Below are 12,216 nucleotides of genomic sequence, written 5' to 3'. Positions count from 1 at the left end.
TTTTAACAATTCTGACAAACAAACAGAAAAAGGTTCGAGAAACTACTCGAACCTTTATTTAATAACCAAAACCTCCACGGAAAGCACGTGACAATGAATTTAACTCATAGTTTCTTGAAGATGTATCGATAGTCCACTTACCATCTTTCTTAGTCATTTTGATTTCAAATCCTTCTCTATCCATATGATCAGGAGTATCTAAAGGTATAGATTCAAATTGACTTGGCATATTTTCTAAAACAAATTTTTCACCTGCTTTCAATGCTTCAGAAAAATTGTTATTGTATGTTTCTTTATTTTCTTCATAGTATTTGCGGCTTAACTCATAAACATTTAAGTTTTTCAAGTCTATTGTTTCTGGACGAACATAAACCACTGCGTAATCTGGTAGATATGTCTTTACATTGTATTCAACTTTTGCTCTTTTAGCATTTACTTTAATGTAAGATTCCACAAACGTACGAAGTTCAGCACTAGATGGTTTATAACTGAAAAATCCCTTTTCAAGTGTATCTTCAAATTTCTTAATGAACTCTTCTCTATCAGCTTTTACATCGTTTGTAACAGCGTCAGATTCAGAATCACTCTTCTTATCTGACTCAGTAGTCTTCTTATTATCAACTAAAGGTACAATTTGAGCATTTTTGTCAGTTACACTGATATTTGAAGCACCACTTGTATTTTCACCATCTAAATATACAGCATCCACATAGTTTTTCACTAAATCTTTTACTTGATCAATATTATCTTCATATATAGAAGGATCTAGTTTTATAGAAACATCATTATCTTTATCTTTGTCAGATTCTTTCTCATCTTCATAGTCACTTGGTGAAAAATGTAGTTCATATTGAGCGTCTTTATCTACTTCATATACGACGTAACCGGCTACACTTTTTCCTTTCGCGATACTTTCTCCATATTCCAAGAATTTAGTTTTACTATCTGACTCATAAATTTGAATCGGTTCTATCTTTTCATCCTTATCATTATATAGAGTAATATCACTAGTTATAAAATTAAATTTCTTTTCTTGATTGTTTTTTATTTCAACTTGAAGAGCTAGATAATGAGATGACGAGTCTTCATCCGAAGGATGAATATACATTCCGTCCTTGACTGATATTTCAAATTTTGAATTCGAAACACTACCATTATCACTAGCCTCTTGCTTAGTTCCACAAGCAACTAAGGACATAACTGTTACAAATAAAACAGAATACTGATAGATTTTTTTCATGATATTATTCTCCTTATTCTATCTACTCTATTATACCATAATACTCATGCATTTCAAAAATGTATCAGGTTTCTGACACCCTAAAATATACCAAATTGATTTGACATATAAAGAATTTTTTAAAAAATCTTTATTAAGTCTAGAACCTCATTCTTATATAAAAAATGAACTTGTTTAATAGCATAAATCAGGACACTAGAAAAATACATGTTTTTCCAATTAGAATTTTACTTGTGAAAAAAATAGTGATATAATGAGAACGATAACACATTAGAAATAAGGAGTTGTACTATGACTTATCAAGAAAACTTCCAAAAGTGGGCTGATTTTGCTGATCTACCAGATTACCTTCGTCGTGATTTGGAAAGCATGGATGAAAAAACTAAAGAAGATGCCTTCTACACAAATCTAGAATTCGGTACTGCTGGTATGCGCGGATTGATTGGTGCCGGTACCAACCGTATTAACATCTATGTAGTCCGTCAAGCAACTGAAGGTTTGGCTCGTTTGATCGAATCAAAAGGTGGAAATGAAAAAGAACGTGGTGTAGCCATCGCTTATGATAGCCGTCACTTCTCTCCAGAGTTTGCCTTTGAGTCTGCTGCAGTCCTTGCTAAACACGGCATTAAGTCGTATGTTTTCGAAAGTCTCCGTCCAACTCCAGAACTTTCATTTGCCGTTCGTCACCTCAACTGCTTTGCGGGTATCATGATTACTGCTAGCCACAACCCAGCTCCATTTAACGGTTACAAGGTTTATGGCGAAGATGGTGGTCAAATGCCTCCACACGATGCAGACGCTTTGACAACTTACATCCGTTCGATCGAAAATCCATTTGCTGTTGAAGTTGCTGATATTGAAGCTGAAAAAGCTTCTGGCTTGATTGAAGTTATTGGCGAAGCTGTCGATGTTGAATACCTTAAAGAAGTAAAAGACGTTAACATCAACCCTGCCTTGATTGAAGAATTTGGTAAAGACATGAAGATTGTCTATACTCCACTTCACGGTACTGGTGAAATGTTAGCTCGTCGTGCTCTTGCTCAAGCAGGATTTGATTCTGTTCAAGTCGTTGAAGCTCAAGCAACACCAGATCCAGACTTCTCAACTGTTAAATCTCCAAACCCAGAGAGTCAAGCAGCCTTTGCACTTGCTGAAGAACTCGGACGCCAAGTAGGCGCTGATGTTCTAGTGGCAACTGACCCAGATGCTGACCGTGTTGGTGTTGAAGTCCTTCAAAAAGACGGTAGCTACCTTAACCTTTCAGGTAACCAAATCGGTGCTATCATGGCTAAGTACATCTTGGAAGCTCACAAAAATGCTGGAACTCTTCCAGAAAATGCAGCCCTCTGCAAATCGATTGTTTCAACTGACTTGGTAACCAAGATTGCTGAAAGCTACGGCGCAACCATGTTCAACGTCTTGACTGGTTTCAAATTTATCGCTGAAAAAATTCAAGAATTCGAAGAAAAACACAATCACACTTACATGATGGGATTTGAAGAAAGCTTCGGTTACTTGATCAAACCATTCGTACGTGATAAAGATGCCATCCAAGCTGTCCTTGTAGTTGCTGAACTTGCAGCTTACTACCGCTATCGTGGTTTGACTCTTGCTGACGGTATCGAAGAAATCTACAAAGAGTACGGCTACTATGCTGAAAAAACAATCTCTGTTACTCTTTCTGGTGTTGACGGTGCTGAGCAAATCAAAGCCATTATGGCGAAATTCCGTGAAAATGGTCCAAAAGAATGGAACGCAACAGCTGTTTCAATCACTGAAGACTTCAAAGCACAGACTTCTACTGCAGCTGATGGTACTGTAACAGCCTTGACGACTCCTCCAAGTGATGTCTTGAAATACACACTTGCTGATGGTTCTTGGATTGCAGTTCGTCCTTCCGGTACTGAACCAAAAATCAAGTTCTACATTGCCGTTGTTGGAGAAAGCAACGAAGATTCACAAGCTAAGATTGCTAATATCGAAGCTGAAATCAATACCTTTGTAAAATAAATAATTAAAAGATGAGATCAACTAATCTCATCTTTTTTCGTATCAAATCTAAGCATTTTTAAAGACTTTATGGCATACTAGTTTTATCAAATTAAACGAGGTATTCTTATGGAACAATTCTTAGAAAATATTAAAGATCTTGAAGTTACAACTGTTGCGCGTGCACAAGAAGCCATCGACAAAAAAGAAACAGCGAATTTCTTTGTTGGACGCAAGACTTGCCCTTACTGCCGTAAATTTGCTGGCACTTTGGCTGGTGTGGTAGCTGAAACAAAAGCACACATCTATTTCATCAATAGTGAAGAACCAAGTCAACTAGATGCATTGCAAGACTTCCGATCACGTTACGAAATCCCAACTGTACCAGGTTTTGTTCATGTTGAAAATGGTGAGATTAAGGTCCGTTGTAATTCTTCTATGTCAGCTCAAGAAATCAAAGAATTTGCTGGATTGTAAAAATATATAAAAAAGAAGGCGTCTGCCTTCTTTTTTATATGTCTGTTAGTGGTGTTGCAGTGTCTGGAGACGTATCGTAAACTTGAAAATCCACTCCTACTCCTAGATCTGCTTGAGCTAACTGATTGACCATAGTCATGTGGGCTAGCTCCTTGATATTATTCTCTTTAGATAGATGTCCTAGGTAAATCTTCTTGGTACGATTACCTAGTGTGCGAATCATGGCATCTGCTCCATCTTCATTTGAGAGGTGGCCAAGATCGGATAGGATTCGTTGTTTGAGTCGCCATGCGTAAGAACCTGCTCGAAGTATTTCTACATCATGGTTTGACTCAATTAGATAGCCATCGGCGTTTTCGACTATACCTGCCATACGGTCACTGACATATCCTGTATCCGTTAGCATGACAAAACTCTTATCATCCTTCATAAAGCGGTAAAACTGTGGAGCAACAGCATCATGGCTAACACCAAAACTTTCAATGTCAATATCACCAAAAGTCTTAGTTTTTCCCATCTCAAAAATATGTTTTTGTGATGAATCCACTTTTCCTAGGTACTTACTATTTTCCATAGCTTGCCAAGTTTTTTCATTAGCATAAAGATCCATTCCATACTTTCGAGCTAGAACACCGATTCCATGGATATGATCTGCGTGTTCATGAGTTATCAGAATGGCATCCAAATCTTCAGGCTTCCGATTAATTTCACCTAAAAGACTCGTAATCTTTTTCCCAGATAAACCTGCATCAACCAAAATCTTCTTTTTGGGTGTTTCTAAGTAAAACGAATTTCCACTAGAACCCGATGCTAAAATACTATATTTAAATCCTTTTTCATTCATTCTAGTCTTCTAGTTCATCCTCCCAAATTTCATCTTTTACAGCATCCTTATCATAAGGAAGTACAATAGTAAAGGTTGAGCCTTTACCATATTCACTTTTGGCCCAGATAAATCCATTATGTTGCTTGATGATTTCCTTAGCAATGGCTAATCCTAAACCAGTTCCACCTTGAGCACGGCTTCTAGCACGATCCACACGATAGAAACGGTCAAAAATTTTAGGTAAATCTTGTTTTGGAATTCCCAATCCTTGATCGGATATAGATAGAATCATTTGATCGTCAGTTGTTTTCATAGAAACAGTGATTTTCCCACCGTCTGGTGAATATTTGATAGCATTGTTTAAAATATTATCAATCACCTGAGTCATCTTATCTGTATCGATCTCAATCCATACGGAGGTAATTGGATAATCTCTAATTAATTCATACTTCAGATTCTCATCTTGACTTTTGATTTTATCAAAACGATTGAGTATAAAGGTAATGAAGGCAGTAAAATTAATTAATTCTACGTCTAAGTTGCTAGTAGCATTATCAATACGCGATAGATGTAAGAGATCTGTTACCATTCGCATCATTCGATTGGTCTCATCTAATGATACTTTAATAAAATCAGGCGCAACTGGTTCTGACAAAGCACCTTCATCCAAGGCCTCTAGATAAGATTTTACACTGGTCAAAGGAGTTCGCAGTTCATGACTAACATTCGATACGAAGAGCCTTCTCTCCCGTTCTTCCTTCTCTTGTTCAGTTGTATCGTGTAATACAGCAACAAGACCTGAAATAAAGCCAGATTCTCTACGAACAAGAGCAAAACGCACACGAATACTTATGTATTCTCCATTCACATCCTGAGAATCTATCATCAATTCCGGACTTTGAGTAATTAAGTCCCTCAGCTCATACTCATCATCAATTTTAAGCAATTCTAAAATATTCTGATTCAGAGCCTCATCTCTCTCAACACCAAGTTGTTTTTTAGCCATATCATTAATCATAATGATATGACCACGACGATTGGTTGCAAGGACTCCATCCGTCATATAGGAGAGAATACTATTCAATCTTTTACTCTCTTGCTCAAGATTTTCTTGAGTTAGGCGGATAACTTCAGATAGGTCATTAAGATTATTTGTAATATTAGTTATCTCTGAACTTCCTTGCATATCCAAAACTTGAGAATAATCTCCTGCAATCAAATCCTTGACTTTTTGGTTCAGTTGTTTAAGACGGATATTATCTCTTCGACTTTCTAGTAAAAGAAAGGTAACAAGCATGATAAATCCGATTAAAATGAGTCCAAAGACGGAATCTCTGGTTAAAATTGTTTGTCTAATTATTTCAATCATTATTTCTCATGTAATACCCAACACCACGACGAGTTAAAATGTAATCTGGTCTGCTTGGTGTGTCTTCGATTTTTTCACGCAAACGTCTAATGGTTACATCAACAGTACGAACATCACCAAAATAATCATAACCCCAAACAGTTTCAAGCAGATGTTCACGAGTAATGACCTGTCCAATATGCGTCGCTAAGTGATATAAAAGTTCAAATTCACGGTGTGTCAATTCTAATTCTTCTCCATATTTTTTCGCAACATAAGCGTCTGGAAGAATCTCTAAATCACCAATTTGAATACTTTGTAATTTTGCTTCTACTTCTTGGTTGTCAACTGATAAGATCTCAGAACGACGAAGTAAAGCTTTAACACGGGCTTGTAGTTCACGGTTTGAAAAAGGCTTGGTCACATAGTCATCAGCACCAAGCTCTAGTCCAATAACCTTATCAAACTCACTGTCTTTTGCTGAAAGCATGATTATTGGCACACTACTTGTTTTCCGAATCGTTTTAGCAACTTCAAGTCCATCAATCTCAGGTAACATTAAGTCTAAAATAATAATATCTGGCTTTTCAGCTTCAAATAATTCAATAGCTTCACGACCATTAAAGGCAGTTACTACTTCGTAGCCTTCTTTAGTCATATTAAACTTAATAATGTCCGAGATTGGTTTTTCATCATCTACAATCAATATTTTTTTCATTTTGTTCACCTTTTCCTTATCTCATTATACCAAAAAATCAAAAAGAAGACACGATACACTAATGTTAATGGTCTCTTTTTAAATACTCTTGCCAAATCTTTTGTTGAGGTTTAGCAATGGGATAATGTACAAACTCTCCTGGACTTAGCCAAAGAACTTCTCTATCGGAATAATCTTCAGACTTTTCTACCTTTCCTGTTAGAATTTGAATATGCCATTTACGATGACTGAAAACATGCTTAACCTCTTCAAATTTGTAGTCATCCCAATCAACAAGAAGATTATAATCTTGTTCAAAACTTGCTTTAGGAGATGGTCCAAACTGTGTGGTTGGTTCCGATACCTGACTAAAAAGGTTAAGTTCATCTTCCTCTTTTGAAAATTCATCAACTTCTATCAATGGAAAATGCCAAAAACCAGCTAATAGCTTTTCGCTCTCGTTCTTTTCCAATAAGAATTGTCCTTTTTCATTTGATACCACTAATGCATTTAGATATATTGGAATTGGTTTTTTCTTTGGTGCTTTAATGGGATAGCGATCCATAGTCCCGTTCTTATAGGCTGCGCTAAATTCCTTCACTGGACTATCTTGAGGTCTAGGATTGACCGGCGATTCAATATCAGAACCTAAATCCATCAAAGCCTGGTTAAAATCACCTGGACGATCTGGATCAATTAAGATTTCCATCATAGCTTGAAAAATTTTACGATTGCTGGGATTTCCTATATCGTGATTCACTTCAAATAAGCGAGCCAAAACACGCATGACATTCCCATCAACCGCAGGTTGGGGAAGATTAAAAGCAATACTAGAAATTGCCCCTGCTGTATAGGGACCTATCCCTTTCAAGCTTGAAATACCTTCGTATGTTGAAGGAAAATCTCCATTAAAATCATTCATAATCTGTTGAGCGGCTGCTTGCATATTACGAACACGCGAATAATATCCAAGACCTTCCCATGCCTTTAATAAGCGTTCTTCAGGTGCATTTGCCAAACTTCCTACAGTCGGAAACCATTCTAAAAAACGTTCATAATATGGAATAACAGTATCAACTCTTGTCTGTTGTAACATAATTTCAGATACCCAGATAAGGTATGGATTTCTAATCCTTCTCCAAGGTAGGTCTCGCTTATTTTCATCATACCAAGCTAAAAGTTTTTGACGGAAAGAGAGAATTTTCTCCTCTTCCCACATGGTCACGCCGTATTTCTCCAAATCTAACATATATCTAGTATAGCATAACCTTAAGGGATACTCAAAAGCTAGTTAACCAAGCTATCTATTCATTTGGTTTTTTGATATAATATTTTTAACCTCATTCTCAAAGGAGATTATTATGCGCTATAATCAATTTAGCTACTTTCCTGTCTCAAAGGAAGATGCTTTAAAAGAATTAACTGAACTTGGTTTTAGTCTTGACGCTGCTAGTTCTGAAAAAGACCAGTTTGAGTCATTTGTTAGAACTTGTTTTTTTAATTACAAAAATACGGATTATCCACTTTCAACTTTGGCAGTGGATAAGAAAACAGACCTACTCACTTTCTTCAACTCTGAGCTAGAGTTGACTGCTGAAATCTTCTACACTGTAGTTTTTCAATTACTTGGATTTAGCTATCTAACAGACTTCGAAGACGCTCTTGCTTTCCATGAAGAAACAGCTTTTCCTATCGTCTATGGAGACCTGATTGATAATATCTATCAGCTTCTTAATACACGTACCAAAAAAGGGAATACTCTCATCGATCAATTGGTTAGTGATGGATTTATTCCTGAAGACAATCATTACCACTATTTCAATGGAAAGAGTTTAGCTACTTTCTCAACTTGTAATCTTATTCGTGAGGTTGTTTATGTAGAAAGCCGTATTGATTCAGATAAGGATGGCTTACCTGACCTAGTAAAGGTTAATATTATCCGTCCAGCTTTCTCAGGAAGAATCCCTGCAGTCATGACAGCTAGTCCTTATCATCAAGGAACTAATGACAAGGCAAGTGATAAGGCCCTCTACAAAATGGAGAAGGAATTAACAGTTAAAGAACCTCACAAGATTAGCTTGGAGGAGCCTACATTGGATTTGGTTGATCCTGTCGGCCAAGCTCAACTTGTCACTGAAGCGGAAGAAAAACTTACTCATATCAATAGCAGTTACACTCTAAATGACTACTTCCTTCCTAGAGGATTTGCTAATATTTATGTATCAGGACTTGGCACCAAGGATTCTCAGGGAATCATGCCTAATGGTGATTACCGACAAATCGAAGCCTATAAAAATGTCATTGATTGGCTCAATGGGCGCTGTCGTGCTTTTACTGACCATAGTCGTGAGCGCCAAGTAAACGCTGATTGGTCAAATGGTAAAGTTGCTACTACAGGTCTATCATACCTCGGTACAATGTCCAACGGTCTTGCGACTACTGCAGTTGATGGTTTAGAAGTCATTATTGCTGAAGCAGGAATTTCTTCTTGGTACAACTACTATCGTGAGAATGGACTTGTCACAAGTCCTGGAGGTTATCCAGGTGAGGATCTGGACTCACTCGATGAATTGACTTACTCACGTAATCTCTTAGCTGGTGATTATATTCGTGGGAATGATGCTCATAAAACTGCCATAGAAAAACTTAAGAAAAATCTAGACCGCAAAACTGGTGATTACAATCAATTCTGGCATGAACGCAACTATCTGCTCAATGCCCACAAGGTCAAAGCCGAGGTAGTTTTTACACACGGTTCACAAGATTGGAATGTGAAACCACTCCATGTCTATCAAATGTTTAATGCACTTCCAAGTAGCATTAAGAAACACCTCTTCTATCATAATGGTGCCCATGTATACATAAACAACTGGCAGTCTATAGACTTCCGTGAATCCATGAATGCCCTTTTGACACAAAGATTATTAGGACAAAAAACAGAATATCAACTACCTACAGTAATCTGGCAAGACAATACTGCCGAGCAAACCTGGTTGGCTCTTAAAGATTTTGGAAATCAAATTGAACATAAAACTTTCACTTTGGGTACTGAAGAAGCTATCATTCAAAACCGATATCAAGATTCTGATTTTGAACGTTTTATTAAAAGCTATCCAACCTTTAATAATGAACTATATCAAGGTAAGGTCAATCAAATTACTATCGACCTTCCTGTGACTGAAAATATCCATCTTAATGGACGTGTCAAACTTAACCTACGACTCAAGTCCAGTATCAATAAAGGTCTCCTCTCTGCTCAACTCCTTGAACTTGGGGAAAAGAAATATCTTCATCCGTATCCAGGAATCTTATCAGTGCGTACTCTTGATAATGGTCGATATCATATGTTAGATAATCTCTTTGAGTTACCATATAGTCAAAGTGCCCAACGAGTAATCACTAAAGGATATCTCAATCTTCAAAATCGTGATGGTTTATTGGATATTAAGGAAGTTACACCAAATGAATGGATGGAATTCCAACTTGAACTTCAACCAACAATTTATAAACTTCAACAAGGTGATACTCTACGACTAGTTCTATATACAACAGACTTTGAAATTACAGTTCGTGATAATTCTGACTATCAACTCACTGTCGATTTATCTCAATCTTCAATGGAAGTACCAGTTCAATAAAACTGTAGTATTAGTCAATAAGCTGACCAACTTATGAATAAATGAAAACCCGTGATTTTATATATCACGGGTTTCTAATTTATTCTGATTTATTACTTTTAGTTTCTTTCTTCATTCTCGCAAGTCTCAATGCTCTATTAGGATTAAGGCGATTAAAGAGTTCTTCTAATTTTTTTTCATTCCAGACGTCTGCTGCAGAAACGAAATTTCCATCAGCATCACGGAAAGATATAGGTTTATCTCCCATAATTTGCTCCTAGTCCACAAATTCAAATTCAAACTTACCGATTCTAACTAGATCACCATCTTTAGCACCACGAGCACGAAGAGCCTCATCGACCCCCATTCCACGTAACTGACGTGCAAACTTCATAACTGATTCATCGCGGTCAAAATTGGTCATATTAAAGAGTTTCATAAGTTTGTCACCAGAAAGTACCCAAGTAGCATCGTCATCACGACTGATTTCAAAGGCTTTTTCTTCCTCATCAAAGCCATAGTATACTTCTTCTTCCATCTCTGACTCATCATAAAGAAGGAATTCTGACGTTTTATCAAGAAGCTCAGCCGTTGCATCTAATAAAGGTGCAAGACCTTGCTTAGTCAAACCTGAAATTGGGAAGATTGGTGGTAATTCTTCAAATTCATCATAATTAGCAGCCAATTTTTTCTTGAATTCTTCAAGGTTTTCCTGACTCTCAGGCATATCCATTTTATTGGCAACAATAATCTGTGGACGCTCCATCAAACGAAGATTATAAGATTCTAACTCTTTATTGATAGCTAAATAATCTTCATAAGGATCACGTCCTTCACTAGCAGACATATCAATGATATGAAGGATCACGCGTGTACGCTCAATATGACGTAAGAACTGTGTTCCCAAGCCGACGCCTTGACTGGCACCTTCAATCAATCCAGGAAGGTCTGCAACGGCAAAAGATTCACCGGACTGGGTACGAACCATACCAAGATTTGGTACAATTGTCGTAAAGTGGTAAGCACCGATTTTAGGTTTTGCAGATGTGATGACACTTAGTAAAGTTGATTTTCCAACAGAAGGAAAGCCAACTAAACCAACGTCAGCTAGTATTTTTAGTTCTAACTGTAATTCACGTTCCTGACCTGGTTCCCCGTTTTCAGATATTTCAGGAGCAGGATTTTTAGGTGTTGCAAAACGAATATTTCCTCGACCGCCACGACCACCGTGGGCAACGATAAACTCTTGACCATTCTCAATCAAATCTGTGATAACTTTTCCAGTTTCCGCATCACGAACAGTTGTTCCTTGAGGCACACGGACAATCAAGTCTTCAGCTCCTCTACCATGCATTCCTTTAGTCATCCCTTTTTCTCCAGACTGGGCTTTAAAGTGACGATTATAACGGAAATCCATTAGAGTGCGTAAGCCTTCATCTACGACAAAAACAACGTTACCACCACGGCCACCGTCTCCACCCCATGGTCCTCCATTAGGGACATATTTTTCACGACGAAAGGCAACCATGCCATCGCCACCATTACCAGCCTTGACCTTGATCTTAGCTGTATCTAAAAACATACTCATATTCTTTTCTCGCTTTAAAAAGGGCTGGGATAACCCAGGCACCACTATAGTCTATAAATCCTTATATAGCTTTTAGAATCTGCTCAATACACCTAGTGCTGTGGCAAAGATTCCTGCTAAGGTAACAAACAACATGATCATAACAATGAAAAGTGTCAATTTTTCAAAAAAAGTTTTTTTACGTTGACCGTTATCTCCAAATGCCATATTATTCTCCTTCTTTAAATAAATTTCAATTTTTTAAAAATCTTCTGAAACTGGAGCTACTGCCCATAAAATTAAGTAGGCTAAAACCCCTGCTCCATAACAGAAAGCTAATACTCCCCAAATAACACGTACAAGTGTTGGATCAATATTAAAATATTGGGCTGCACCAGCACAAACTCCACCAATTTTTTGGTCTCTACCACTTCTCATAAACTGCTTCTTCATTT

At 37.2% G+C, this 12,216-nt stretch carries 12 protein-coding genes; 3 read left to right on the top strand and 9 right to left on the bottom strand.

The window, feature by feature from the left end:
• Positions 1–58: 58 nt before the first annotated feature.
• Positions 59–1,240, bottom strand: a complete 1,182-nt coding sequence (locus tag BQ2679_RS06860; protein ID WP_075567487.1) for a DUF4352 domain-containing protein — start codon at positions 1,238–1,240, stop codon at positions 59–61.
• A 291-nt stretch (positions 1,241–1,531) separates the two neighbouring features.
• On the opposite strand from BQ2679_RS06860, the gene BQ2679_RS06855 reads away from it, so the two are divergent.
• Positions 1,532–3,250, top strand: a complete 1,719-nt coding sequence (locus BQ2679_RS06855; protein WP_075567486.1) for a phospho-sugar mutase — start codon at positions 1,532–1,534, stop codon at positions 3,248–3,250.
• Between the two features lie 108 nt (positions 3,251–3,358).
• Entirely contained in the window at positions 3,359–3,706 is a 348-nt protein-coding gene (locus BQ2679_RS06850) for a DUF6568 family protein (RefSeq protein WP_075567485.1), read from the top strand.
• 34 nt (positions 3,707–3,740) lie between these two features.
• Here the strand turns inward: BQ2679_RS06850 and BQ2679_RS06845 are convergent, their stop codons facing one another.
• From BQ2679_RS06845 to mutY, 4 genes are all read right to left on the bottom strand, one after another.
• Positions 3,741–4,550, bottom strand: coding sequence for an MBL fold metallo-hydrolase (locus BQ2679_RS06845; protein WP_075567484.1), 810 nt, complete (start codon positions 4,548–4,550; stop codon positions 3,741–3,743).
• Between the two features lies 1 nt (position 4,551).
• A complete protein-coding gene (gene vicK, locus BQ2679_RS06840; RefSeq protein ID WP_075567483.1) occupies positions 4,552–5,901 on the bottom strand; it encodes a cell wall metabolism sensor histidine kinase VicK in 1,350 nt (449 codons plus the stop codon).
• On the bottom strand, positions 5,894–6,598 hold the full coding sequence (gene yycF / locus BQ2679_RS06835; RefSeq protein ID WP_075567482.1) for a response regulator YycF: 705 nt from the start codon (positions 6,596–6,598) through the stop codon (positions 5,894–5,896). Before yycF ends, vicK begins: the two co-directional genes overlap by 8 nt.
• Before the next feature lie 64 nt (positions 6,599–6,662).
• Positions 6,663–7,826 carry an A/G-specific adenine glycosylase gene (gene mutY / locus BQ2679_RS06830; RefSeq protein ID WP_075567481.1) on the bottom strand — a complete coding sequence of 388 codons (1,164 nt, stop codon included), beginning with the start codon at positions 7,824–7,826 and terminating at the stop codon, positions 6,663–6,665.
• A gap of 112 nt (positions 7,827–7,938) precedes the next feature.
• On the opposite strand from mutY, the gene BQ2679_RS06825 reads away from it, so the two are divergent.
• Positions 7,939–10,215 (top strand): Xaa-Pro dipeptidyl-peptidase, encoded by a 2,277-nt coding sequence (locus BQ2679_RS06825; protein WP_075567480.1) that lies wholly within the window; start codon positions 7,939–7,941, stop codon positions 10,213–10,215.
• 79 nt (positions 10,216–10,294) lie between these two features.
• Here BQ2679_RS06825 and BQ2679_RS10745 read toward each other — a convergent pair whose 3' ends face one another.
• From BQ2679_RS10745 to BQ2679_RS06810, 4 genes are all read right to left on the bottom strand, one after another.
• Entirely contained in the window at positions 10,295–10,462 is a 168-nt protein-coding gene (locus BQ2679_RS10745; protein ID WP_142324054.1) for a hypothetical protein, read from the bottom strand.
• Positions 10,463–10,471: 9 nt separating this feature from the next.
• Positions 10,472–11,782, bottom strand: coding sequence for a GTPase ObgE (obgE, locus tag BQ2679_RS06820; RefSeq protein WP_075567479.1), 1,311 nt, complete (start codon positions 11,780–11,782; stop codon positions 10,472–10,474).
• Between the two features lie 72 nt (positions 11,783–11,854).
• Entirely contained in the window at positions 11,855–11,989 is a 135-nt protein-coding gene (locus BQ2679_RS06815) for a DUF4044 domain-containing protein (protein WP_075567478.1), read from the bottom strand.
• A 33-nt stretch (positions 11,990–12,022) separates the two neighbouring features.
• Entirely contained in the window at positions 12,023–12,214 is a 192-nt protein-coding gene (locus BQ2679_RS06810) for a PspC domain-containing protein (RefSeq protein ID WP_075567477.1), read from the bottom strand.
• Positions 12,215–12,216: the final 2 nt, after the last annotated feature.

Origin of the sequence: Streptococcus timonensis, from assembly GCF_900095845.1 — a bacterium.
GTDB classification, from domain to species: Bacteria; Bacillota; Bacilli; order Lactobacillales; family Streptococcaceae; genus Streptococcus; species Streptococcus timonensis.
The sequence above is the reverse complement of the archived record's forward strand: the minus strand, read 5'-3'. Positions and strand labels throughout refer to the sequence as shown.